Annotated in this window: 19 protein-coding genes; 15 read left to right on the forward strand and 4 right to left on the reverse strand. The window is 61.3% G+C overall.

Translation table 11 applies throughout. The annotated features are described in order from the left end of the window. Positions 1-364: 364 nt before the first annotated feature. Positions 365-2,098 carry a methyl-accepting chemotaxis protein gene (locus tag PQR40_RS21505; RefSeq protein WP_408509831.1) on the reverse strand — a complete coding sequence of 578 codons (1,734 nt, stop codon included), beginning with the start codon at positions 2,096-2,098 and terminating at the stop codon, positions 365-367. 298 nt (positions 2,099-2,396) lie between these two features. On the opposite strand from PQR40_RS21505, the gene PQR40_RS21510 reads away from it, so the two are divergent. Next, the gene (locus PQR40_RS21510) at positions 2,397-5,897 is read left to right on the forward strand and encodes an ATP-binding protein (protein ID WP_408509832.1); all 3,501 of its coding nucleotides are present in this window, start codon (positions 2,397-2,399) and stop codon (positions 5,895-5,897) included. Between the two features lie 129 nt (positions 5,898-6,026). Here the strand turns inward: PQR40_RS21510 and PQR40_RS21515 are convergent, their stop codons facing one another. After that, positions 6,027-7,427, reverse strand: a complete 1,401-nt coding sequence (locus tag PQR40_RS21515; RefSeq protein ID WP_408240090.1) for a GntP family permease — start codon at positions 7,425-7,427, stop codon at positions 6,027-6,029. 313 nt (positions 7,428-7,740) lie between these two features. Here PQR40_RS21515 and PQR40_RS21520 point away from each other — a divergent pair, with 313 nt between their 5' ends. The 14 genes from PQR40_RS21520 (at position 7,741) to PQR40_RS21585 (ending at position 24,962) form a co-directional block, all read left to right on the forward strand. Then, positions 7,741-9,213 (forward strand): sigma-54 interaction domain-containing protein, encoded by a 1,473-nt coding sequence (locus PQR40_RS21520; protein ID WP_408238938.1) that lies wholly within the window; start codon positions 7,741-7,743, stop codon positions 9,211-9,213. Between the two features lie 87 nt (positions 9,214-9,300). Beyond that, on the forward strand, positions 9,301-9,561 hold the full coding sequence (locus PQR40_RS21525; RefSeq protein ID WP_408238941.1) for a hypothetical protein: 261 nt from the start codon (positions 9,301-9,303) through the stop codon (positions 9,559-9,561). Positions 9,562-10,055: 494 nt separating this feature from the next. Then, positions 10,056-10,259 carry a hypothetical protein gene (locus PQR40_RS21530; RefSeq protein WP_408238944.1) on the forward strand — a complete coding sequence of 68 codons (204 nt, stop codon included), beginning with the start codon at positions 10,056-10,058 and terminating at the stop codon, positions 10,257-10,259. Between the two features lie 95 nt (positions 10,260-10,354). Next, positions 10,355-11,554: a serine hydrolase domain-containing protein gene (locus PQR40_RS21535; RefSeq protein ID WP_408509833.1), complete on the forward strand. Its 1,200-nt coding sequence runs from the start codon at positions 10,355-10,357 to the stop codon at positions 11,552-11,554. A 225-nt stretch (positions 11,555-11,779) separates the two neighbouring features. Beyond that, positions 11,780-12,070, forward strand: a complete 291-nt coding sequence (locus PQR40_RS21540) for an H-NS histone family protein (protein ID WP_408336802.1) — start codon at positions 11,780-11,782, stop codon at positions 12,068-12,070. 637 nt (positions 12,071-12,707) lie between these two features. Continuing rightward, complete coding sequence (fae, locus tag PQR40_RS21545; protein WP_408509834.1) at positions 12,708-13,232, forward strand: formaldehyde-activating enzyme; 525 nt, start codon at positions 12,708-12,710, stop codon at positions 13,230-13,232. A gap of 81 nt (positions 13,233-13,313) precedes the next feature. Next, positions 13,314-14,351 (forward strand): aldo/keto reductase, encoded by a 1,038-nt coding sequence (locus PQR40_RS21550; protein ID WP_408509835.1) that lies wholly within the window; start codon positions 13,314-13,316, stop codon positions 14,349-14,351. Then, positions 14,348-15,787, forward strand: coding sequence for an NAD-dependent succinate-semialdehyde dehydrogenase (locus tag PQR40_RS21555; RefSeq protein WP_408484522.1), 1,440 nt, complete (start codon positions 14,348-14,350; stop codon positions 15,785-15,787). The genes PQR40_RS21550 and PQR40_RS21555 overlap by 4 nt, the downstream gene beginning before the upstream one ends. A 118-nt stretch (positions 15,788-15,905) precedes the next feature. Further along, positions 15,906-17,291, forward strand: a complete 1,386-nt coding sequence (locus tag PQR40_RS21560; RefSeq protein WP_408389687.1) for an MFS transporter — start codon at positions 15,906-15,908, stop codon at positions 17,289-17,291. A gap of 380 nt (positions 17,292-17,671) precedes the next feature. Next, a complete protein-coding gene (locus PQR40_RS21565) occupies positions 17,672-18,238 on the forward strand; it encodes a fimbrial protein (protein WP_408509836.1) in 567 nt (188 codons plus the stop codon). Between the two features lie 94 nt (positions 18,239-18,332). Then, positions 18,333-19,058 (forward strand): fimbria/pilus periplasmic chaperone, encoded by a 726-nt coding sequence (locus tag PQR40_RS21570; RefSeq protein ID WP_459252661.1) that lies wholly within the window; start codon positions 18,333-18,335, stop codon positions 19,056-19,058. Between the two features lie 133 nt (positions 19,059-19,191). Further along, complete coding sequence (locus tag PQR40_RS21575; RefSeq protein ID WP_408509838.1) at positions 19,192-21,945, forward strand: fimbria/pilus outer membrane usher protein; 2,754 nt, start codon at positions 19,192-19,194, stop codon at positions 21,943-21,945. Between the two features lie 103 nt (positions 21,946-22,048). Further along, positions 22,049-23,041, forward strand: coding sequence for a fimbrial protein (locus PQR40_RS21580; RefSeq protein ID WP_408509839.1), 993 nt, complete (start codon positions 22,049-22,051; stop codon positions 23,039-23,041). Between the two features lie 319 nt (positions 23,042-23,360). After that, positions 23,361-24,962, forward strand: a complete 1,602-nt coding sequence (locus PQR40_RS21585) for a peptide chain release factor 3 (protein ID WP_408509840.1) — start codon at positions 23,361-23,363, stop codon at positions 24,960-24,962. 202 nt (positions 24,963-25,164) lie between these two features. On the opposite strand, the gene PQR40_RS21590 is transcribed toward PQR40_RS21585, so the two are convergent. Beyond that, positions 25,165-25,620, reverse strand: a complete 456-nt coding sequence (locus tag PQR40_RS21590) for a hypothetical protein (RefSeq protein ID WP_408238980.1) — start codon at positions 25,618-25,620, stop codon at positions 25,165-25,167. 421 nt (positions 25,621-26,041) lie between these two features. Then, positions 26,042-26,497: a fimbrial protein gene (locus PQR40_RS21595; RefSeq protein WP_408509863.1), complete on the reverse strand. Its 456-nt coding sequence runs from the start codon at positions 26,495-26,497 to the stop codon at positions 26,042-26,044. Between the last annotated feature and the right edge of the window lie 17 nt (positions 26,498-26,514).

The raw sequence follows: 26,514 nt of genomic DNA on the forward strand, positions 1-26,514 counted from the left end.
GCTTGCCGGGGCGCCGCGCCGCGCTGTATTGGCCAATAGCTGGCAAGGCCCACCGGGCAGCGCGCGCCATGGCGCCCGACTGTGACAACCAGTTTAACGCGACTCCCCGCAACGACGGCTGCATTTTTCGTGCCCCGTGGCGGTGCAGTCCTTCTCCCCTACTGTCACGGTGTTGACGCGCGCGTCGGTTAGGACTGGGCGCACCGAGAGAAACAACTGGAAAAAAATAGCCCGTCCTTGAAGGGACGGGCTGCTAAACGCCGTTGTTACTTGGGTCAGCCTGCCCTTACAACCAATTGAGCGCTGACGCTTCCATCCTGATGCGCCAATTCCAGGCTGTCGAGGTGGGAGTAACGCCGATCTATCAGATCAATGTCGATTCTTCCTGCTCGACCTCATGCGCGATTCCGTGCGCGGCGTCGCGCGTGAAGTCGGGCGCCGGGGTGTGCGCCGGATGCAGCGCTACATGGTGCGTGGGTATCTGCCGCAGCGGCTGCGCTGAATGCCGCAGCGGCTGCGCTGAACGCGGCGCGGGTGTTGTATCGGCGACGGTGAAAAGGCGTACCGCTTCGTCGAGCACATCGGCCTGTTCCGCGAGACGTTGCGCCGTGGCTGCCGCCTGCTCGACCAGCGCGGCGTTCTGCTGCGTCGCGCCGTCGAGATGCGAAACCGCCTGATTGACCTGGCGAATCCCTTCAGCCTGCTCGCTGCTTGCATTCGCCACTTCGACGATGATCGACGACACGCGGCTCACCGCTTCATCGATTACGCGCATCTGTGAGGTCGTGCGTGCAACCAGTTCGGTGCCGAGCGCCACCTCGGTTGCACTCGCTTCGACCACCGATTTGATTTCTTTCGACGACGCCGCGCAACGTTGCGCCAGCATCCGCACTTCGCCTGCGACGACCGCGAACGAGCGGCCCGCTTCGCCCGCGCGCGCCGCTTCGACGGCGGCATTCAGCGCCAGGATGTTGGTCTGGAAGGCGATGCCGTCGATTACACCGGTGATGTCCGCAATGCGCTTCGATGCCGCCGTGATGCCGGCCATGGTCTGCTCGACCTGACCCGCGATCTTGCCGCCGACGGCCGCCGCCGCTTGCGCGTCTTTCGCCAGATCGAGCGCACGCACACTGGCATCGGCGTTGGCCTGCACGGTGGTCGTCAATTCTTCCATCGTGGCGGCGGTTTCTTCGAGCGACGCCGCCTGCAATTCGGTGCGGCGCGCGAGATCGACATTGCCGCGGGAGATTTCGCGCGCGTTGTCGAGCATGCCGGTGATCTGCGCGCGCACGTCGTAGACGATCGCCGCGAGATTCGCTTTCAGTTGATTCAACGCTTGCAGCACATCGCCGAGATCGTCGTGACGCGCGATCATCAGATCGGCGGTCAGATCGCCCGCGGCGAGGCGGGTCGCGAAGCCGGACATGTCGCGAATCGGTTCGGCGAGTTGCCGCGTCAGCACCCGCCAGGAAACGAGGCCGAATGCAGTAGTGACGCCGAACGCAATCCAGAACGGCGCGGGCGGTGTGCCGTCCCATGCAGCGAGGCCGGTTAGCAACAAAGCCAACGGCGTGATCGCATAGCCGATCGCCGCACGCGTTGCGACCGGCAGGCGCATTAGCGATTGCAATTGGCCGGGCATGCCGGTGCGTACCACCACGCCGCGATGAAGCTTGAACGCTCGCGATTCGCCGTTGCGGATCCGCGCGTACAACGCAACGGTTGCGCGCACCGCGTCGCGTTCCGGCTTCACACGCACGCTCAGATAGCCGACCACCGCGCCTTTGTCGACGACCGGCGTGACGTTCGCATGCACCCAGTAATGGTCACCGTTCTTGCGGCGGTTCTTGACGAGCGCGGTCCACGGGCGACCGTCGCGGATTGTCGTCCACATGTCGGCGAAGGCTTCACGCGGCATGTCCGGATGACGGATCAGGTTGTGCGGCTGGCCGATCAACTCGTCGCGCGTGTAGCCCGAGACGGCGATGAAGGCCGGGTTGCAATACTGGATGCGGCCGGTCAGGTCGGTCGCGGAAACCAGCATCTGTGACGCAGGGAATTCGTACTCGTGCCCGGTGACAGGCTGGTTGTTGCGCATGGTTTTCCTTGCAGGTGCGGACACGCGTTCGTGCGGTCCTTACAGCTATGCAAGGCATAACGGCATTAACCCCGCAGTCTTTAGGGTTTCCCAGTAAACCACTCAGGTTTATGACGCGCCGAGCCGTTAATGCAGGGTTGTTTCATGCGTGTTGTATCGCCGTGGAAACCGGTGCCGGATGCGTTTCGTGGTGCCTTCAAAAGCGTTACACTGCGCCGGACAAGGCCTGCAGACGCATCTCGTCTCCTCGACACTCGCAGTGGTCTGCCTGCGCGAATCACGCTACTCAAGCGAGACGATGCAGAAGATACTCGACCGTTCTCAGGAGTCACTCGTTCACGCGTTCGCTTCGCTCGTACAGAACGCGAAGCGCCAACGGCGGGTGTACGTGGCGACGATCGCTTCGCTGATGCTGATCGTGGTGATTTTCGCTTTGCTGCTCGTGGTTCTTGTCGGCGCCCAGCAGCTCGACTACCGGCGCAGCTTCATTTCCCAGAGCGCCACCGAGATCCTCCTGGTCCTGCATCGCGAAGAGTCGTTTCTGCGGCGCGCCGAATTCACGCTCGACTACTATCGCGGCACCGATAACGTGCTGCGCGTGCCCGATGCCATTGAAGAGTCGATCCGGCAGAGTGGTGCCGCTCGCGGCACGGTCGAGCGGGTCGACGCGGATTTCGACCTGCTGGTCGGCGAAGCGACGCGCACGGCATGGGGGCCGCAATTAAACGAGAAACTGTGGCGCCTGTACGAAGCGGCGCAGTCTATCCTGGTGACACAGCAGGCATTCGCACTGCCGCAGCGGGCGATGCTGATCGGGCTCACTGAAGATTACGCCGCGATCCTGCCGTCACTCGGGCAGCCGGCGAAGGGCCAATCCGCCGCTGTCGGTGTGCCGGCCGCCGCGCCACTCCGGCCGGAGACCGTGAGCACCCTGCGCGAGACCCTTGAACACGAACTGGACCTGCAAACCGGCAAGCGCGTGCCGGGCAAGGACGAACATATCTGGCTCGGCCCATATCTCGATCCGCTGCAGGGTATACCGGTGATTTCAGCGGTCAGTGCCTACTACGCCGGCGATACGCCGATCACGCTGACCAGCATGAGCATTCCGCTCGCAGCGCTATCCGCGGATCTCGCCCGGCCCGACAGCGAAGGCATCGTGGTACTGATGACGGGGGACCATCGGGTGATTGCATCGTCGCCGCCCGTCGACGCGCAAACTGCGAAAGCGCTGCAGGACGCGATCGCCGGCAGGCCGCCTGACACGTACCGATATACCTGGCACGGTGCCATTTTCTATCAGACGCTGAGTCCGGGCTTCGGTGTGGTGGTCGGCTACATATCGTGGGGCGCGCTCGCCGCCGCGCTTGGCTGGCAACTGGCGGTACTCGCATGCCTCACGCTGCTGGTCCTGCTGGCCATCGCGTTGACGGCCCGCTTCTGGGGCCTCCGGCTGTTGCGCAACACCTTTCTGGAGACGTCGCGAGCGCTGGAGAGCGAAACGCTCAATCACATTCTGGTCAGCGCGACGCCGGTCGGTTTGTGCATCGTCCGGCAGAGCGACTATTCCATTCTCACTGCGAACGCGCTTGCCGCGGACCTGCTGCATATCGAACCGGACGGCAATCGCTTGCCGCCGCATATCGTCAGCGAGTTTCTCGCCCAGACGCCGGACAAGCCGTCCGTGATGGCGTTTGCGAAGATCGCCGCCTTCGTCGCGCCGGCACGGCCTGGGCCGCGGCCGCAGGCCGCCCAGCAACTGCATCCGGGGCGGCCGGCCGAAGAGGGCACGGCGCAGGACCAGTTCCTCCAGTTCACCTACGCACCCGCGCGCTATGCCGGCGAGGACGTGCTGTTCTGTGCGATTCTCGATGTGACCGCGCAGCATGTCCTCGAACAGCAACTGCGGCTTGCGCAGCAGAGCGCGGAGACAATGATGCGGGCGCGTTCGAATTTCTTCGCGTCGATGAGCCACGAAATCCGTACGCCGCTGAACGCGCTGCTTGGCAACCTGGAACTGTTCGCGCGCACGCCCGGACTTGAAGCGCATGCGCAACGGCTTGCGACCTTGAATGTCGCGGCCGATGCGTTGCGCGGTATCGTCAATGACATTCTCGACTTCTCGAAGATCGATGCCGGCGAAATGAAGCTTGTGATCGAGGCGTTCCGTCCAATCGACGATTTCGAAAATATCGCGCTTTCCTATGCACCGATGACGACGGATCGTGCGATCCGCTTTTATTCGCATCAATCACCGACGCTCGACCAGGTGCTGTGCGGCGACCGGACCCGCATCGCGCAGATCGTCAACAACCTGCTGAGCAACGCATTCAAATTCACCTCGTGCGGCAAGATCACGATGAGCGCGGAAGTGAAGGAGGATCTGCAAGGCCGACCGATCCTGATCTGCGCGGTCTACGATTCGGGAATCGGCATGGATCAGGCGCTGGTAGCGCGTATTTTTAATCCGTTCGTGCAGGGCGAGGCGAGCACCTCGAGCCGTTATGGCGGCACCGGCTTGGGCCTGTCGATCTGCGCGCGGCTGTGCGAATTGATGGGCGGTCATATTTCGGTCGAGAGCGTGCTAGGGGTGGGCAGCGCGTTCACGGTTTCGATACCGCTTGCGCTGCCGCCGGAAGCGCTGCGCGTGCCGGTCGTTAAAATGGAACGCCGGGGTAGTGCGCTGGTGCTGTGCCAGGAGCGCGACTCGGGACAGATTGTCGACAGCTGGTTGCAGCGGGCGGGCTGGGTGGCGCACGTGGTGACCTCATTGCGTAGCGCGCAAGCCTGGTTGCGGGTGAACCGGCCGGATGTGATGGTGACCACCGGCGAATACGGGCTCGACGCCATTGCCGAACTGCGCGCGCTGCAGCCTGTCGGCGTGGCGTGGGTTACGCGCATGGGGCCGTATCGGCCGACTTCGCGCGGCGACGGCGTGCTCGAAGTCGGCGAGTTCAACCGGATGGAGATCCTGTCCGCGGTCGAGCTCGCGGCCGAAGGCACCGTGCCCAGCGGTGTCGAGGCGCCACCGGCCGATGCCGCTGCGACGCCGGAGCCGCTGGCCAATCCAGCGCTGCGGGGATTGACGGTGCTGGTTGCCGAAGACAACCCACTGATCCAGACGTTGATCGTCGAACAACTCAATACGTTGGGCTGCGCGCCGACGCTCGCCGGCGACGGGCGGCTGGCGCTCGCGATATTCGAGCAGGCGCGTTTCGCGGTGGTGCTCACCGATATCCATATGCCGCTCATGGACGGCTACGAATTGCTCGCGGCGTTGCGCAAGTCCAATCCGGACGTGCCGGTACTGGCTTTTAGCGCCGTCACCGACAATCAGCAGCGCGAAGGCTGGCGCGAGCGGGGCTTTACTGGCTATGTCGGAAAGCCGGCGTCGTTGAGCGAACTGGAGGCGGCGCTGGTCGCGGTCGCGCGGCCGCCCGCTGCGACGGAACAGGTGGTGCGGCCCAGCGCCACCGCCACCGCTGCTGCGGCGACCACCCTAAGTGCGGACGACAAGGCGCGCTATACAGCCATGCTGAAAACGCATTTGCAGACCGATCTGCCGAGACTGATGACGATCGTCGAGCAGGAGGACCGGGTGGCGTTGGGAGGCTGGGCGCATAGCGCGAGCGGGGCGTTCCTGATTGTTCAGGAACAGGTCTTCGCTGAGCAATGCCGGGAACTGCAGCGGCTATGCGAGAACGCTGATCGTTGGACGACCGAAATGGACGAACGCGCGATCTCGCTGCACGAGGCGTTATCCGATCACTTCGGGCTGGATGAAGAGTCGATGCACTGACGCGTACGGTGGCGCCGGGCGCGCTCTGGCGATCAGGCACACGGCCACCTCAAGGGAATAAAAAAAGCCCCGGAGTTTGTGCACAAACTCCGGGGCTTGCCTGCAGTCGATCAGTTTTCAGCGATGCTGTTAAACCAGCCCCGTCATGTAGTACACCGCGATCACAAAGAAAACCGCCAGTGTCTTGATCACCGTCACCGCAAAGATATCGCGGTATGACTGACGGTGCGTCAAACCCGTCACCGCGAGCAGCGTGATCACCGCGCCGTTATGCGGGAGCGTGTCCATTCCGCCGCTCGCCATCGCGACGACCCGGTGCAACACTTCCATCGGGATATGCGCGGCTTCCGCACCCTTGATGAAGGTGTCGGACATGGCCGCAAGCGCGATGCTCATACCACCCGACGCCGAACCCGTGATACCCGCAAGCGAGCTCACCGAAACGGCGGCATTGACGAGCGGATTCGGGATGCTCTTCAGCGCGTCGCTGACCACCAGGAAGCCCGGCAACGCTGCGATCACGCCGCCGAAGCCATACTCCGACGCCGTGTTCAACGAAGCCAGCAGAGCGCCCGCCACCGCAGCCTTGGTACCGACCGCGAAGCGTTCGCGCACGCGGCCGAACGCCGTCACCACGACCATCACGATACCGAGCAGCAGCGCGCCTTCAACGGCCCAGATCGCGACGACGCTTTTGATCGTCGTCGTGACCGGCGCATGGATGCCCGGCAGGATGTCCGGTGCGACGGTGTACGACGCACCGTACCAGTTCGGAATCCAGCGGGTCAGCAGGAAGTTCGCCACGCCGACCAGCACCAGCGGTGCGACCGCGAGCAGCGGATGCGGCAGTTGCTTCGATTCGACGCGCTCCGGCTCGTTGACGAGATCGGTGCCGTAGCCTTCGCCGGTCGCCATTGCCGCGCGGCGGCGCCATTCCAGATACGTGAGGCCAACCACGATGATGAACAGCGAGCCGATTACGCCAAGCGCGGGCGCGGCCCAGGACGTCGTCTTGAAGAAGGTGGTCGGGATGATGTTCTGGATCTGCGGCGTGCCCGGCAACGAATCCATCGTGAACGAGAACGCGCCGAGCGCGATCGCGCCCGGCATCAGGCGTTTCGGAATATTGCTCTGGCGGTACAACTCGGCCGCGAACGGATACACCGCGAACACCACCACGAACAGCGATACGCCGCCATAGGTGAGGAGTGCACACACCGCGACGATCACCGCATTGGCGCGCGAGCGGCCGATGTAGCGAATGGCCGCGGCCACGATCGACTCCGAAAAGCCGGAGAGTTCGATGACCTTGCCGAACACCGCGCCCAGCAGAAACACGGGGAAGTACAGCTTCACGAAGCCGACCATCTTCTCCATGAAGATGCCGGAGAACACTGGCGCAACGGCGCCTGGATCGGTCAGCAGCACCGCGCCGAGGGCGGCGATCGGCGCGAACAGAATGACGCTGTAGCCGCGATATGCGGCAAACATCAGAAACGCCAACGCGGCGAGGACGATAACAAAGGACATTGAGTCTCCGAAGCTTGATTGTTCTACGTGTACGCCGTCCCAGTGAATGCAACGGCCCGGCGCTCGCAAATGCAGATTCCATGCCACGCGCGCCGCAGCGGCCCGGCCATTGATTTCACAGGCAGAAGTTCGAAACGTGATGCGGCCGATTGTACCCAAACGTCTCTAAAGCGGGACACAAATCCTCCGAACATAGGCTGAATTGAGGTTAAACCCTTATGTGTAAAGCTTCTGGTCGATCTCATCGATGAGATATGCTTGTCTACGAAATGAGATAAGCATAAACAAGACGATAGCCGGAGACAGCGACATCATGATGAACGACTGGGCGGGCCTTCCTGCCACCTACGGCGACGTACTCCGCCGGGCGATGGATTCGCTTTTCCGCACGTTCGAAAACTTCAGCGAAGGCACGTTCATCGTCGACGCCGAGGCGCGAGTCGTCTGGATCAACAAGCGCTACGCGGCGCGCTTCGGTTTTTCGGACCCGGAGCAGGCAATTGGCCGGGATTGTGAGGCGGTGATTCCCAACAGCCTGATGCGCGAGGTCGTGAACACCGGCAAACCGATTCTGCTCGACATCCTCGAAACGGATCGCGAGCCGCTTGTCGTGACGCGGTTGCCGCTGAAAGACGATGCGGGTGAAACGGTCGGCGCGGTAGGGTTCGCGTTGTTCGATGAACTGAAGGCGCTCACGCCGCTTTTTTCCCATTATTCGCGCGTGCAGGAGGAACTGATCGCGACGCGTCAGTCGCTCGCGCAGGCAAGACGGGCGAAGTACACGTTCGGCAGCTTTGTCGGCACGAGCGCGGCCAGTCTCGAAGTGAAGCGCCAGGCGCGCCGGGCAGCGCAACTCGAGTCACCGGTGTTGTTGCTCGGCGAAACCGGCACGGGCAAGGAGCTGCTGGCGCATGCCATTCACGGCGGCTCGGCGCGGGCGAACCAGCCGCTCGTGACCGTCAACGTCGCGGCGATTCCGGACACCTTGCTCGAAGTCGAATTCTTCGGCGCCGCGCCCGGCGCTTATACCGGCGCGGACCGGAAGGGGCGTGCCGGCAAGTTCGAACTCGCGAACGGCGGCACGTTGTTTCTCGACGAAATCGGCGACATGCCGTTGCCTTTGCAGGGCAAGCTGTTGCGCGTGTTGCAGGACAAGGAGTTCGAGCCGCTTGGCTCGAACCGGATCGTGCGCGCGGACGTGCGGATCATCGCGGCGACCTCGGCCGATTTGCCGGCGCTGGTCGCGGCAGGACGTTTCCGCGCGGACCTGTTCTACCGGCTGAACGTGTTGACCATCCAGGCGCCGGCGCTTCGCGAGCGTTCGTCCGATATCGAAGCGCTTGCCTACGCCATGCTCGAGGATCTGTCGACGCAAGCGCGTGGCGCCAGTCACTTCGAATTGCAGGACGATGCATTGCGGCTGCTGTGTTCGTACGGATGGCCCGGCAATGTGCGCGAGCTGCGCAATACGCTGGAGCGCGCGGTAATGCTCTCGGACAGCGAGCGGATCGATGCACGTGCGCTGGCGCCGTTCATCGGTCCGGCACATGGGGGCGGCCACCGTCCATACGCATCCAGCGCTGTCTCTGCAGCGCACGCTTCAGACGCGGCGGCAGAGGCGTCCGCAGCGACGTCGTGGAGCGACGCCATGGCTGCGTTCGAAAAGCGCTATCTGGGCGACGCCTTGCGCGCCAACGGCGGTCGTGTGATCGAGACGGCAATGCAGATCGGCATGGGCCGCGCGACGCTCTACAAGAAGATCGCGGCATACGGTATCGAGGTGTGACAAAGTCAGGCGTCATTGAGTGACGCAGCGTAATTGCCGCGTGGCACAATCGCGTGATCGAAAAACAAGATGTGATCGGGGTTTCAAATGAAACGCAATCTTTCCTCTGTCGCGCGCCGGACCTGTGCCGCGCTGGCGCTTCCCGCAATCGCCGTACTGAGCGGTTGCAGCAGCAGCGCACCGCTGTTTCTGTCGGACGGCCGTCCGACTACGCTGGTTCAATGCCGGGAAGGCTCCGATTCCTGCTCGCAGCAGGCAAGCGCAGCTTGTGGCGGCGCTTTCGACGTCGTGCGGCAGTCGAGCGACAATGGCACGTTCAGTCTGATATACGCCTGCCGGGCGAAATGACGTTACGCCGGCCAATGGCTAGCGTAACGGATTGCCTATTTTCTTCCTTTATCTCGCCGCGCGGCTATGACGGCGGTGTCTCTCGCAGCGCAGATCCCGTTTGAACGGGCCAAACCCGGCCATGATGTCGCGCAATACGCATATGGCCGTCATAAATATCTGCCTCTAATGCGCATTGCCGAAACGGTTATGATGCACATTGAATATTTATCTAGCTGTTCCCAGACTATTGCTTATACCGTTTGCGCCAATAACGAAGCGCTCCGGTTTCTCCATTAAGCTGAGTCGGTGCGGCACCCAACGGAACGCGAAGAATCTTCGCAGTATCCTTAACTCGCCGGCTCAAAGATAAAACATATACGCAGATTTTGCCGGATCGCGACGGGCCGGATTAACAGCTTAAGAAAGATTTTCCGCCCGAGTGGCGGGACGAGGTAATTGCGGCACGTTTTATGCTTTTTAAACGGGTTCAATGAGTAATTCCGGGGAAAATAATGAATCACCGTCAACTCGAAAAAGATATCGAGCATCTTGAACATGTAATTTCGCATATCTCTGCTGAAGACCGTATCCCTTTGTCCTATTGGCGCAATCGCATCGCTTCGGTGTCCGGGGCGGGATTGGTGCCGGCGCAGGCGAGCCGCGTCAAACGGCTCAATGCAGCCCTCTCGGCATTGGAGAGCCGGCAGAAAGCGTGACTGTCCGCGGGGGCGGATGATTACGTGTACCGTCTGATCGGGTAACGTTTTCTGCAAGAATAAGGGAACGTAACGCCTAAGGACCCAGGAGGATCATGCACCCAGCAGGACTATCGGCGATCCGCCTGACGGCGCTCACGAACGCCATGCAAGGCTATGTGGAACGCGGCGAGGTGGCGGGCGTCGTTTCGCTGGTCTGGCGGCGCGGTGAAATCGGCTATTTCGAGCCGCTCGGCTTGCGCGACGAAGCCGCGCAATTGCCCATGGAGCGCGAGACGCTGTTTCGCATCGCGTCGATGACCAAACCGGTTACGAGTGCGGCGATCCTGATGCTGATTGAGGAGGATCGGCTCGCACTCGATACGCCGATCTCCGCGTGGCTGCCGGAGCTGGCTGCTCCGGTCGTGCTGCGTGACCCCACCGGCCCGCTCGACGAAACCAACCCGGTCAGAACGCCGCTTACCGTACTCGATCTGCTCACCCATCGCGCCGGCTTTGCTTATCACTTCACCGCCACCGGTCCGTTGGCCGAGGCTTACGCGGCGGCCTTCAACGGCATTGAAGCGCGTGGGGATGCCAGCGCGTGGCTGGCGCGGATAGCGGGTTTGCCGTTGATGTTTCAGCCCGGCTCGCGCTGGCACTACGGCATCGCGACCGACGTCCTCGGCGTGCTGATCGAGCGCATCAGCGGCATGCGGCTCGGCGACTTCTTCCGGACACGGATCTTCGAACCGCTCGGCATGCGCGACACGGCGTTCTGGGTGCCCGACGCGCAGCTCACGCGTTTGGCGACGGCTTATGGCGTCGAACCGGGCACTCGGCGGCGTGTGGTCGAAGATCATCCGTCGGCGAGTCGCTGGGCGAATCCCGACCGGTTCCAGAGCGGCGGTGGCGGCCTCGTCTCGACGGCGCAGGACTATCTGCAGTTTGCGCAGCTATTGCTGGGGCGTGGACGTGTCGGTTCAATACGCTTGCTGTCGCATCGCTCGGTCGATTTGATGCGCTCGAATTTCCTGACCCGCGACCAGCGCCGCGTGCCGGCGTTCGGTCACGTGCTGTGGGCGGGCCAGGGCTTTGGCCTCGGCTTGTCCATTGTCGACGATCCTGCGCAGCAGTTGCCGCTCGGTTATCGTTCGATGGGATCGTTCGGCTGGCCGGGTGCGTATGGCACAAGCTGGTTCGCCGATCCGGTGGAAGACCTGATCGGTCTTATGCTGATTCAGCGGCGTGCTGTCGAACCATTCCCAATGTCGCTCGATTTCGAACGCCGCGTGTACGATGCGATTGACGATTGAGTGCGTTAGCGACGGCAGGTGAGCGGGTAACTGTGGACGGCGGTTGGTCGCATGCCGTTCTATGCGGGTCGCTCCTTGCGGGCGCATCCTTGCGGGCGCATCCTGGCGGGCCGCCCTGCGCGGGCCGCTCTATCCGGCACTTTATTCGTCTGATAGTGTGCGCGCACGGAGACTTCCTCCGGAGCGTCCGCACTGCAGTTCGTCAAATTGATCGGAGTACCCGCCATGGCCTCGTACAAACAGTTGACTGCCCAGCTCGAAAAGCTCCACAAGGAAGTTGCGGTGGCGCGCGAAAAAGAAATCGCACAGGCGATCGCTGAGATCAAGCAAAAGGTCGCCGAATACGACCTCACGGCGGAAGAGCTGGGTTTCACGAGCAAACGTACAACCGGACGCAAAACGGTTTCAGTCGCCAGGTACCGTAACCCGAAAACCGGCGAGACCTGGAGCGGTCGTGGCCGCTCGCCTGGCTGGCTCGCTGGCAAGAATCGCGAGCGCTTTCTGATCGAAGTCTGAAGCCCTTTCGTGCATGGCGCTTGCGCTCGCAACGCGCCGGGTTTTCCGAAGTGAGGTTGCGCCGGGTTTTTCTCGCACCGTTGAGCGGGTCCCGAAAACGCTCACCTTTCGTGTGAGCCTGTAACGCGCGTCGTGGATTTATCCAACTGCTCCGAGCCAGGGTCCGTTGTTTCGGTGAGCCTGGTTTTGTCGGATGACGCACCTCGCGGCGCGATCACCTCTGCAGTCCCTCTTGGTCGCACGATCTTTCTTGAAACCCGCGTCTGCCTTTGCTGGCGGGCGTTCCCAGGCTATCCGAAGAATCGCGGAATCCGTCGGTCGGTTCTCAAGCCGTCTTTTTCACAGACTTTGCCTGGCGGCTGAACGTCGCGCCGCGAGTGCGTGATCGGCCGTCGGTGTGTTCACCTTTCGCCCCGATTCGAGCTTCGCAATCGCGGGTCCCGAAAACTCTCACCTTTGCGCCCGTCCAGGTGCGCGACTCGATGCGCCACCTGGTCGTCGCCTGAGCGCCACGTAAGGCGCCCCTAGGCAAACCCGGAGATGAGTTCGCCTCATACCCCAGATCAAAACTCATCGATACATGGTCGCGAAGACCGGACAGCACAATCGGTCATCCACTCACCTCGACGGAAAGACCATGAGCGTATCGACGGACACACAACTCTTTATCGGCGAAGGTTTCGAAGGCCCCGGCGTCAATCTCGCGCACATCAACGTACTCGTCGGCCCGCGCAACGGGCCTGCGGGTCAGGCCTTCGCTACTGCATTGGCGACGCCTTCCGTAGGACATGCGCCGTTCGTCGTGATCGCGCGGCCAGGTGTGCCGACCAAGCCGTTGACGCTTTACGTCAACAAGGCGCAAATCGGCAGCGACTTTCATGGCAACGCAACGTGGGGTGCCTCGCAAGCCGGCATCGCCAAAGCGGTGGCTGAGTCGCTGGAGAACGGCACCTTGCCGCCCGAAGCGGAAAACGATTGGGTAGTGGTGTCGGCGAATTGGGTCAATCCGGGCACCGACAATCTCGACGCTGTCTTCGAAAACAACTACCTCGCGTGCAAGAACGCGATCCTCGCGGCGATGAAGGGCCTGCCGCATCGCGAAGAAGTTTTCGCCGCGGCACGTGACGTATCGAATCCGTTCTACACCCCGAAACAACTTTAATCACGCGCCACGCGGTTCGCACGCCATGGGGCCGACGCAGCCGCTTGCGCAACTCGATGCGATCAGGAAGGAGACAGCACTGTGGAATACATTCGCCTCGGCCACTCGGGCCTGAAGGTTTCGCGTCTGTGCCTCGGCACGATGAACATGGGCACGCCGCAATGGAAGCCGTGGATTTTCGACGAAGCGCAGAGCGAGCCGATCGTGCGCCACGCGCTGGAAGCGGGCGTCAATTTCATCGACCTCGCCGATTTCTATTCGACCGGCGTGGGTGAAGAAGTAGTGGGCCGTATTCTGAAACGCATTGCGCGCCGCGAGGAAATCGTCATGACGACCAAGGTGGGCTATGACATGGGCGCGTATCAGAACGCCGGCGGCCATTCGCGCAAGCACATCATGGATGGCATCGATGGGTCGCTTACGCGCCTCGGCATGGAGTACGTCGACATCTACATGCTGCATTACTTCGACGTGAATACACCGGTAGAAGAAACCATGGGCGCGTTGAACGATATTGTGTGCGCCGGCAAGGCGCGTTATATCGGCGTGTCGACCATGTACACGTGGCAGTTCGCCAAGATCATGCAGGTCTGCGAGCGCAACGGCTGGCACAAACCGATCAACATGCAGTTGCAGCTCAACCTTGCATATCGCGAGGAAGAGCGCGAAATGATTCCGTACTGCCAGGATCGCGGTGTCGGCGTCTCCGTGTTCAGTCCGCTCGCGCGCGGTCTGCTGACTTGCGATCCGAACTCCACGCGCAATCAGACCGATTTCTTCACCGCTCAAATGTACGGCGACACGGCATCGCGCGAGATCGCCGCTTCGGTGGCTCGGGTGGCGGCAAGGCGTGGTGTGTCGGCTGCACAGATTGCGCAAGCATGGGTGCTGAATCATGGGGGTGTGGCGAGCATGCTGGTTGGCGCCGACACACCCGCGCAGTTCGATAGCGCGCTGGCCGCGCTCAGCACCCGGCTCTCTGCCGACGAACTGTTCGAACTCGAACGCAACTACACACCGTGCGACCTGATCAACGACTACACCGCGGGCAAGCGCGTCGCTCGCGAGGCGCGGCTCGCACAGGGCGGCTTCGTCGAAACTTTGGAGAAGGCGGCATGAACGCGTTTCTTCGAACTGGACATTACATTGGCGGCGAATGGTATGACAGCGCGACCACTTACTCCGTGCTGAACCCCGCGACCGGCGAAGTCGTAGCCCACGTGGCGAGAGGCGGCGCGGCGGAAACGACGCAGGCCATCGCCGCGGCCGAGCGGGCCTTTCCCGCGTGGCGCGTGATGACGGCGAAAGAGCGCGGCGCACGTGTGAGGCGTTGGGGCGAGCTGATGCTGGAAAATCGCGACGCGTTGGCTGAGTTGCTGACCCTCGAGCAAGGCAAGCCGCTGGCCGAAGCGCGAGGCGAAGTCGGTTACGCGGCGAGCTTCTTCGAATGGTTCGCGGAAGAAGCGAAGCGCAGCTACGGCGACGTGATTCCGAGCCCGAACCCGAACGCGAAAATCATTGTGACGCGCGAGCCGGTCGGCGTGGTCGCGGCAATCACACCGTGGAATTTTCCGCTCGCGATGATCACGCGCAAGGCGGCCCCAGCGCTTGCAGCAGGGTGCACGATGGTGCTGAAGCCCTCGGAAGAGACGCCGCTTTCCGCGTTCGCACTCGCCGTGCTGGCAGAGAAGGCTGGCATTCCGCCCGGCGTATTCAATATCGTTTCCGGCGATGCGGTGGCGATTGGCGGCGTGCTAACTGAATCTGAAGTCGTGCGCAAGCTGTCGTTCACCGGCTCGACGCGGGTGGGCAAGCTGCTTGCAAAGCAGTCTGCGGATACGTTGAAGAAGCTGTCGTTGGAGCTGGGCGGCAACGCACCGTTTATCGTTTTCGATGATGCCGATATCGACGCCGCCGTCCAGGGCGCTATGGCGTCGAAGTTCCGCAACACCGGGCAGACCTGCGTCTGCGTGAATCGCTTCTACGTGCAGGACGGTGTTCATGAAGCGTTCACCCAGGCGCTGACCACCGCCGTGCGAAAAATGCGCGTGGGCAATGCGTTGCAAGGCGAGGTCGAGCAAGGCCCGTTGATCAACGCGGCGGCACTGAAGAAAGTTGAAACGCATGTCGCCGATGCGCTGCGAAAAGGCGCGAAGGTGCTGACCGGCGGCAAGGCGCATGCGCTTGGCGGCACGTTCTACGAACCGACGGTGCTGGTCGATGTATCGAAGTCGATGCTAATTGCCGCGGAGGAAACCTTCGGTCCGGTTGCCGCGTGCTTTCGCTTCAAGACCGAAGACGAAGCCATCGCCGCGGCCAACGACACGCCCTTCGGCCTCTCCGCCTATTTCTACACGCGCGATCTCGCACGCGCCTGGCGCGTCGCCGACTCGCTGGAAAGCGGCATGGTCGGCATCAACGAAGGGATTCTGTCCACCGAAGTCGCGCCGTTCGGTGGCGTCAAGCAGTCTGGACTCGGCCGCGAAGGCTCGAAATACGGCCTCGATGAATACACCGAGCTGAAATACATGATGATGGGCGGCCTCGGCCGCTAGCCCTCGCATCAGGCGTTTACGCGTCCGCCTCGCGCTGTAGGCGAGGCGGGCGATGCAGCCCTGCGTACAAAAGCCATGCCGGCGACGCAAGGGTTGTCCACACAACGAAGGAGACAGCGTGAGCAATCAGGACCTCCAGGCAGCCGCTCTCGGCCTCGCCCCCACTTTGCCGGCCGCCGCCGCGGCACCCGCGCACGGCCCCATTTCTCTCGACGACGTTCCGCTGAACAGGTTTCACATCAAGATTGCCGGGCTGACGTTCGGCGCGCACTTCACCGAAGGCTTCGCGCTCGGCACGATCGGCTATGCGCTTGCGTCACTCAACCGCCAGATGCCGCTCGACGCGTTCTGGATGGGCATGATCGGCAGCTCCGCGCTGATGGGTATCTTTGTCGGCAGCCTCGTGTTCGGCTGGCTGTCGGATCGGCTGGGACGGCAGAAGATCTTTCTGCTGAGCTTCCTGATCATCACGGCCGCGGCATTTGCGCAGTTCTACGTAAGCTCGCCGTTCGAGTTGTGTTTGCTAAGGGTATTGATCGGCTTCGGCATGGGGGGCGATTTCGCGGTCGGGCATGCGATCCTCGCCGAATTCTCGCCGCGCAAACACCGTGGGACCTTGCTCGGCTCGTTCAGCGTGGTGTGGACCGTCGGCTATGTCGTGGCTAACGTGCTCGGTATGCACTATGCCGACGCGTCGCCTGATGCGTGGCGATGGCTGCTTGCATCGGCGGGCGTTCCGGCTCTGATCGTGCTGCTGTTGCGCATGGGCACGCCGGAGTCGCCGCGTTGGCTGCACGGCAAAGGGCGCGTTGCCGAAGCCAAAGCGATCGTGCTCAAGCACTTCGGCCCCAACGTGACGCTCGATGGCGGCAACGATGAGCACGCGCAGTCGCATGGCGGTTTCATGCGTTTGTTCAGGAAAGATCTGATCCGTAGAACGATCTTCAATTGCGCATTTTTTGTGTGTCTCGTGATTCCGTATTTCGCGATTTACACGTTCCTGCCGACCATTCTTAAAGCGATCCATTTGAATGATGGGTCGGGCGCGGATTTACTGCTGAATGGGTTCCTGGTGCTTGGCGCTCTGATTGGTATCTGGCTCACGATTAAATTGTCCCGGCGCGTGTTTCTGATCAGTTCGTTCGCGGTGACGTGTGCGTCGCTGATTGCGTTGAGTTTACTGCCGGAGTCCGCAATGCTCGCGATGATCGTCGCATTCGCGATCTTCACATTGACGATGTCGGCGTTTTCGAATCTGGTCGGCGTGTTTCCGCCAGAGTGTTTTCCAACGGAAGTGCGCGCGTGTGGCGTAGGGCTCGCGATTGCGTGCAGCCGTCTCGGTTCGGCAGTCGGCACCTTTCTGCTGCCGCTCGGGATCGTCCACGTAGGCTTTCACGCGACGATGATGGTGCTTGCCGCTGTGCTGCTGGTCGGTATGGTGGTGTCGATCGCCTGGGCACCTGAGACGAAGCACCTGACGTTGAACGAAGCCAGCGGCGCGTAACGCGCCCACCTGTTTCAATAAAACCCGCCGCACCGGCAACGGTGCGGCGGGTTTTTTTCGTGCGTCGCGTTGTCTGAAATCAACCTTCTGATGGGATTTTTAAGAAAAGTCTTATTCCCATTCCCCGTGCGGGTTCGCTTGTCAGGAATATCTCACGTCACGTAAGGCGATTCTCAATTAAATAGGAATCGTCCTACGTACTTGCGTCGCGCCAAATCTTAATATTGTTTTGCGCCTGAACGATAGGCCAATAGTTCGAAGCAAAGACCGCCATTTTCCCGGCGTAGAACATTGGAGCGCCCAGGGGCAAATGGCGAGTCTTACCGCATATCGAATCGCCGTTGATTCAATCAATTTCTTAACTCACTGGAGCAGCAAACATGAAATCAATCCTCTCCGCAATCGCGATCGCAACCGGCGGTCTGTTGGGCCTCGCATCGTTCGGCGCCGAAGCGGCGGACGGCACGATTACCTTCACCGGCACCGTCTCGGACACCACGTGCTCGATCAACGGCACGGCATCGGGTTCGCCCGCTGACTTCGCGGTCGTTCTGCCGACGGTTTCGGCAGGCACGCTGGCCGCACAAGGCGCAGTTGCAGGTACGTCGAGCCCGACCGACATCACGCTTGCATTGAGCGGCTGCTCGGGTACGGCTACCAAGGCGGTCGCCGCCTTCGAAAACGGCTCGACCGTCGACCAGACCACGGGCTATCTGACGAACCAGGCCGTTTCAGGCCCGGCGGCGAACGTGGAAGTGCGTCTGCTTAACGCCTCGCTGCAACCGATCAACGTTACGACCGGTTTGAACAACGATATCTCGACCAACGGCGCGACGATCAGCGGCGGTAGCGCGAATCTGAAGTACTTCGCGCAGTACTACGCCACGGGCAAGGCAACGCCGGGCGCAGTGAATACGTCGGTTCAGTACACGATGCAGTATCAGTAAGCGATGACCGGGGCGTTCGCTCAGGCGAACGCCTTTTTAACGGCCTTTTTTCAAGATTACATTTAAAGGTGTTGTGATGAAGTTGCTCGGAAAAATGACGATAGGAATCGGATTTGCTTGTGCGCTGCTCGCAGGCAGCGCACAAGCAAGCGTGACGATCGGCGGTACGCGAGTGGTGTATCCGCTTGAGCAGCGCGAAGTCACAGTCAAGCTGGATAACGATAGCCACAATCCGTCACTCGTGCAGGTATGGATGGACGATGGCAACGCGGATGCGAAACCTGGCGAGATCAAGGTGCCGTTTGTGATTACGCCGCCGATCTTCCGGATGGACCCGAAGAAAGCGCAGACGCTGCGCGTGATGTACAGCGGTGAAGCATTGCCGCAGGATCGCGAATCGGTTTACTGGCTCAACGTGCTCGATATTCCGCCGAAAGCAAATGGCACGGCCGACGCCAACTCGCTTCAATTGGCCTATCGCACGCGTATCAAGGTGTTTGTGCGTCCGGCCAAATTGCCTGGCAAACCTGAAGATGCACCGGCGCAATTGAGCTGGAAAGTAGTTGCATCGCCGGATGGCAAGGGCGAAGCGGTGAGCGTATCGAATCCGACGCCGTACTACGTGTCGTTTAGCGAAGTCGATGTCGAAAGCGATGGTCATACCTTCAAGAACGAACAGGGCGGCATGGTTGCGCCGCGCGCATCGGTTGTGTTGCCGGTTGCAAAGATGAATGGTGTATCGGCAGGTTCAAAGGTTCACTACACCGCGATTAGCGATTACGGCGGCGCCCTCAATGGCGACGCGACGCTCGGCAAATAGACCGCACCCGCTTGCCGGTCGGGCGGCAGTTTTCCGCCCATAGCTCAACCCTTTCTCGACCACAGCGTGTGTTGCACAGGCAACGCACAGGGACGACGCACGCCTGTTGCAGACATTGGAAGTCAGTTAAATCATGAAACTCTCACCTCGTCATCAGTCGCAAGCTCGCACCAGTGAATTTTCTGGTCCGTTCGGCCTGAGCCCCGTCGCCGCAGTTGTGCTGTCGGTGTTCGCGGCGCTGGGCGGCGTCCAGTCGGCGAGCGTGAATGCAGCTGAAACCAGTAATGACGGCAACGCCGTTCAGTTCGATACAACGTTCCTGCGCACTGACCCAAAGCAGACCGTGGACGTTACGCGTTTTGCGCGCGGCAATATGGTGTCGCCAGGCGTGTATTCCGTTGACATCTGGGTGAACGATGCACGTGTGGCGCACCAGGATGTGCGTTTCGTGGCGAGTAGCGAAGGTCAAAGTGCGCGTCCGTGCTTCAGCCGTCAGATGCTGGAAACGCTCGGCGTCGATTTCGCCAAGGTCGGCGCGGTTACCGGTGCGAAGGCGCCGGAACATGCAGCCGCCGCGGTGAGCGCCGCCAATGACACGCGTGATGACTTAGGCGCAGGTGCGGAATCGACCGCTGCAAAGCCGTCCGGACCGACAGCCGGCGCCAAGGCCGACGAATGCGTCGATCTGACAGCCATGGTGCCCGACACCACGGTCGACTTCGACTTTTCGGAACAGAAGCTCACGCTGAGCGTGCCGCAGAAATACATGCGCAACGCCGCGCGTGGCTATGTGCCGCCCGAAATGTGGCAGGACGGTGTGAACGCGGGATTCGTGAGCTACAACGCAAATACCTATCACACCGCCGGTTCAGGCATGGAATCGACGCAGAGCTATCTGGGTCTGAACGCCGGCGTGAACATCGGCGCGTGGCATTTCCGCCATCAATCGTCGGTGTCGCAGGCGACCGGGCAGGGCACGCACTTCGATAATATCGCGACCTATCTGCAGCATGACGTCGCCGCGTTGAAATCGCAGGTGACGGTGGGCGACGGCTACACGACGGGCGACGTGTTCGACAGTGTGCAATTCCGCGGAGCGCAGATCGCTACCGACGACCGCATGCTGCCCGAATCGTTGCGCGGCTATGCACCGGTGGTGCGTGGCACGGCGGAATCGAATGCGCGTGTGACGGTTCGGCAGAACGGCCAGGTGATCTATGAAACCAGCGTGTCACCGGGCCCGTTCGAAATCACCGACCTGTATGCGACCGGCTACGGTGGCAACCTCGATGTGACCGTCACCGAAGCCGATGGTCGCACGAAGAGCTTTACCGTGCCATATGCATCGGTTGCGCAGTCGCTGCGGCCGGGCACCACGCGCTTTTCGGTCACGGCCGGCGAATTACGTAACGCCACGCTCGACACCAAGCCGAATTTTGCGCAGTTCACGTTGCAGCGCGGTCTCACCAACCTAGTGACGGCCTACGGCGGCGGTGTGGCCGCGAACGGCTATGTGGCGGCAGACCTCGGCGCCGCACTTAACACGAAGTTCGGCGCGTTTTCCGCCGACGTGACGGGTGCGCAGACCCAGGTGCCGAACCAGAGCACGATGCGCGGCACCAGCTTGCGCATCGGCTACAGCAAGTTCATCGATCCGACTGATACCAACATTTCGGTCGCCGCGTACCGTTATTCGACTGCGGGCTTTATGAATCTGACCGATGCGGCCTCCGTGCGCGATCTCGCGATGCGCGGCGGCGATACGAATTCGGTCTACCGCCAGCGCAATCGTTTTCAGCTCACGGTCAACCAGAATTTCAAGGAACACGGCACGGTGTTCCTGAGTGCTTCCGCCCAGCAGTACTGGAATCACGGCGGCAGCGATACGTTCTACCAGGCCGGCTACACCAACAGCTTCAAGTACGGGACCTACAGCATTACCGCTGGACGCACGCGTAACGCGGACGGGTCGATGTCGAACCAGTACATGGTCAGCACGACGCTTCCGCTTGGCCATAGCCAGCATGCGCCGCTGCTGTCGACGAACCTCTCGAACTCGAGTGGCAACACGAGTCTGCAGGCCAACCTCAGCGGCTCCTTGGGCGAGAACAACGAGTACTCGTATAACGCGTACGGCACGTATGGTGCTGGCAACGGCAACAGATCGGCCAACACGGGCGTGAGCGGCGCCTATCGTGCGCCGTATGCGCAGATGACGGCGTCAGCGAGCGCGGGTTCGAATTCGAGCCAGGTGTCCGCGGGTGTCAGCGGAACGGTTGTCGCGCACCCGGGCGGCGTGACGTTTTCGCAAACCGTGGGCGACACGTTCGGCATCGTCGACGCGCCGGGCGCCGCAGGTGCGAACGTGACCAGCGCGCCGGGCGTCAAGGTCAACAGCCGCGGCTATGCGGTTGTGCCTTACCTCACGCCTTACGGCATGAACACCGTCGATATCGACCCGAAGGGCACGTCGACCGATGTCGAGTTCGAATCGACATCGGAACAGGCTGTGCCGCGTCTCGGTTCGGTGGTGATGATCAAGTACAAGACGGTGAACGGACGTGCCGCGCTGATTCGTGCGCCGCAGCTCGGCGACAAGGCGCTGCCGTTCGGTGTGGATGTGGTGGATAGCAGCGGCAAAACTGTTGGCGTTGTTGCCCAGGACAGCCGGATTTTCGCGCGTGGGCTGGAAGACAAAGGCTCGTTGTTCGTGAAGTGGGGTTCGGCGGCTGCTGAGCAGTGCCAGATTGATTATGTGTTGTCCAAGCAGATGGGTAAGGCGAGTGCAGCCTATACATCGGTGGAAGCGCACTGTGTGGGCGGCACGTCGAGCGAGTCAACGAACGCCCTGCCACCCGACTCGACCATTGCTCACGCAACTTACTAACGCAGAGACGATTATGAAATTCACCAGAATAGTAACGATGCGTGGCGCAAACGACGCGACGTCGTCCAGTGCGCGTCAGGTTAGCCACATTGGCGCGCACGTCATGAAAGCGCTCTGTGCGGGCTTGCTGTTGCTCGGCTCAATCCATGCGTACGCCGACTACATCCATTTGCCGTACGCGAAGGGTTGGACGGACAACTTCGACAACATAAGCTTCTCTGCGTCGTTTGCGCCGTCACGAGACTTGCCCATAGGCAGTGTTCTACAGACCGTCAAGATTCAGAACCAGATTACTTATTCCGCAACATGTTCGGTCACGAAGACGATCACGGTCGACGGTACGCCTGTCCCTAGCATGACAGGTACGTATCAAACCAATGTGCCTGGAATCGGCGTTCAGTTTTACGTGACTTCCGGTTGGGGTGGTAGCCCAAATCCGTTGATCCAGGCGCCATCGAGTGAGACGCTTGCGCCAAGCTCGAGTGGCGGGCAACCCATTTTTTATACAAGAGCAGACCTCGTGGTGACCGGGCCAGTTGGCAACGGTACGCTGACCACTTTACCGAGCATGGCTATCCAATACAGCGGGGGGTGCCTGAATGACCCAAATTCGCCTTCGACGTCGCCGCACTCGCTGGCGCTCAATCCCGGCACGGTTATTACAGGCCAGACGTGTAGCGTCACCACACCTTCTCTGAATGTCACCTTGCTGCCGATTTCCGCCGACGGCTTTGCTACTGTCGGCTCGACGAAAGGGTCCGCGCCGGTCAATCTCGGTCTCAACTGTTCGAAAGCGGGTATCAACGTCAACATTGCGTTGACGGACGCTTCGGATGGTTCCAACCGGTCGACCACGCTTGGCTTGGCGCCAGGTTCGTCAGCGGCGGGCGTCGGGCTGCAGATACTGAACGGCACAAAGCCCGTGGCATTCGGGCCGGACTCCGCAGTGGCGGGGAACCTGAATCAATGGCTTGTGGGCAAGTCGTCAGTCGGCATGATGAGCATTCCCCTCACGGTCCGATACATCCGGACAGCCGGCGCCTTGACTTTGGGGACGGTGAAAGGTACGGCCACTTTCACGATGTCGTATCAGTAGTGCTGGAGCAAGGCGGCGGTGTGCCGCCTTTGCCAAGTCGCGCAGCGGCTCCCCGCGTCGCGCCGGATATAGCGCCAAGCCATTTTCCTCGCGACGCCTCCATGACGTGTATCATTCGTTCCCTGCGCTGTTCTGCGCTGGCGATTCCGGTATTGTCGAACGCTCGTTCGTGACTTGGTTCCGATGCGTCCGAGTTGCCATGTGATGCGGGTTTCCGACCCCGCTCCCGCAGCTCGACGCCGCCACGCAAGACTTGGCAGGCAGGCAGCCACAAGCTGCCGAAGACCGCCCGAACCCCTATCCGTGACCGCCAGACCCGATGTCAGTCTCCGAACTCAAACGCCGCCGCACATTCGCGGTCATTTCCCACCCGGACGCGGGCAAGACCACGCTCACTGAAAAGCTGCTGCTGTTCTCGGGCGCGATTCAGATCGCCGGTACCGTGAAGGGCCGCAAGAGCAATCGCTACGCGACCTCCGACTGGATGGAGATCGAAAAGCAGCGGGGCATTTCGGTGGCCAGCTCGGTGATGCAGTTCGAATATGGCAACGCCGTGATCAACCTGCTCGACACGCCAGGCCACGAAGACTTCTCCGAAGATACCTATCGTGTGCTGACTGCAGTCGACGCCGCTGTGATGGTGATCGACGGCGCGAACGGCGTCGAAGCGCAAACGCTCAAACTGCTCGAAGTCTGCCGCAGCCGCAAGACGCCGATCGTCACTTTCATCAACAAGCTCGACCGCGAAGTGCGCGAGCCGCTCGAACTGCTCGACGAAATCGAACAGCATCTGGGCGTTGCAGCCGTGCCGTTCACGTGGCCGATCGGCATGGGCAAGGACTTCCAGGGCGTCTACGACATCCAGCGCGATCAGGTGCGCCTGTTCCGCGCCGGGCAGGATAAGGCGGGCGGCGAGGTCGAAACGCTGCAAGCGCTCAGCGACGAAGAAGGCGAGCGCCGTTTCGGCCATGCCTGGGTCAAGGCAAAGGAAGAGATCGACCTGATCACCGGCGCATCGCCTGATTTCGATCGCGAGCAGTTCCTCGCGGGTCAGCAATCACCCGTGCTGTTCGGCTCAGCGATCAACAATTTCGGCGTAAAGGAAATTCTCGACGCGCTTGTCGATCTGGCGCCGCCGCCGTCGATGCGCATGACCGTGCAGCGTCCGGTGCTGCCGGACGAGCCGAAGTTCACCGGCGTTGTGTTCAAGGTGCAGGCGAATATGGACCTGGCGCACCGCGACCGCGTGGCATTCATTCGCGTGTGTTCGGGGCATTTCGAACGCGGCATGGCCGTGAAGGTGACGCGCACGAACAAGACGTTCCGCGCGAATAACGTGGTGACGTTCCTGTCGCAGCGTCGCGAGACGGTTAGCGAGGCATATCCTGGCGATATCATCGGTATTCCGAATCACGGCACGTTGAGCCTCGGCGATACGCTGACCGAAGGCGAGCTGTTGCAGTTCGTCGGCTTGCCGTTCTTCGCGCCGGAAATTTTCCAGACGGTGGAAGTGGTCGATCCGATGCGCGCCAAGCAACTCGGCGAAGCGCTGAAGCAACTCGGTGAGGAAGGCGCGATTCAGGTGTTCCGTCCGGAAGTCGGCGGCTTGATAATTCTTGGTGCGGTTGGTCAACTGCAGTTCGAAGTGGTGTCGCACCGTTTGTCGACGGAATACAAGGTCGATGTGCGGATGGCGCCGGCGCGCTATCGGATGTCACGCTGGGTGACCTGCGACGATGCGGCTGAATTGCGCCGTTTCACCGATTCGTACGCGGCGCGGATCGCGCTCGATGCATCGGATGCGCCGACGTATCTCGCATCGCACGTGTCGGAAATCGAAGTCGCGCAGAAGGCGTGGCCGAAGATTGTCTTTAACGAACTGCGCGAACATTCGGGTGCGCCGTTCAAGAAGGCGATGTAATCAGGTATCCGCGTTAGCACGCCAACGCTGACCGATCATGTGAAAGGCCCCGCCACTGAGCGACGGGGCCTTTTTGCTTGCAGGGTTCACGTGGCTGTCGCTACTAGCCCACGTGCATACACAGAAGCTTATGCAGGACGGTGACGGCCCTTGACCCAATGCGCGGCAAACCTCGCCCTTCAGGGTGGGTGGATGTCAAGGATCAGTGGCGCACTTGCTGCGAATCTGCGGCTGCACTTGTCGCGCTTTCAGTGGCGGCCTGTTCGCACGCTGAGGCCTTTTCGGTAGGCGAAGCTTTCTCCGTTACTTTTGATGCCTCTTCAAGAAGGCGCGCCGCGCGCCTCGCCGTGATACGGCTTTGAGGGATGCCCTTCGCATCGAGCGCGATGACCTGGTACAGTTCGCGGTCACACTCGAGCTCTCGCTGATATTGCTCCGCTGTGTCGACAAGCAATTCAAGTAGCGTTCGCTGACGTCGTCTTTCGTCGCTCGTGATGGCAGGATTCCTACACATTGAGGACGCAAGTGTGATCAGCGTATTGAGTTGGGTCAACTGCCGTTCACACAGATCGAATGCAGACAGCGCAAGCTTTTCGTACTGCATTGCGTCGACTGGCGGACGTGAATCGGGTTGAGATTGTTTTGTGGATTTGCTCATGGTGCGACCTCCCTGATACAGCTTGGATCGCCCGACACTCGCTTGTCAAGTGGGTGAGCGGGCACGTAGCGGGATTGGAAGACCGGTGTAACGCCAAGCCGGCGAGCCTTGCGGCTCCCCCACCACAGCCCGCCCATTGAAAAACAACAGACGTGCAGGGGTAGACGCACGCCCCGCCTGGGCGGGTGTGCGGGCATTACATACAGGCTTCCAAACCTGACCGCCGGGTGTTTTCCGATGGCTTGATGATTATAAATCAGGGTGGCGTGGCGCCTGTTACTTGCCCAGACTAAATGGTCAATTTTGGCCGTTTGGATAAGGCATTGCAAAATTCATCCACGTATTTGCGATATCCGCAGGGATCGTTCTGCCAAGCGCCGCGTGGCGTTGCGCCACGTCGAGATGGATGAACGAGGGGAGGTCATTGATACGACATCGTGAATGTGGCCAAACCTTTCACGGTGCCGGGCGCCACGGTGCCCGGCGTGCGTACGTATTGGGCAGTCAGCGGAATCGTCATCGAACCACCGGCGGCGGTGCCAGCCAGCCATTGATTCTGATTTCCCGCGGCCGCGGAGTCAGGGCCATAAGCAATCGGCGTCGAACCATTGAGAACCTGCAGACCGATACCTGTTGCGGTTGAGCCTGGCGCGAGGCTTAGCGTGGTTGAAGTGTTCGAAGCATTGGATGCGTCGGTCAGCGTCACGTTGACCCTGGTGCCCGGCGAGCAGTCGAGAGCAAGGTTGAACGGCGTGGCTCCCGTGGTTGCGCCGGCGGTAGGCAGCCGGCCTGTGTAAGCCTGTGGCAGAGTCACGGCAACCGAGGTCGAGGTTACGCTGCAGGTCGACGCGGCGACTACAGCGGGACTGACTTTCATTGTCACAATAGTCAATG

The sequence above is a fragment of the Paraburkholderia sediminicola genome, assembly GCF_046026855.1.
GTDB classification, from domain to species: Bacteria; Pseudomonadota; Gammaproteobacteria; order Burkholderiales; family Burkholderiaceae; genus Paraburkholderia; species Paraburkholderia sediminicola_A.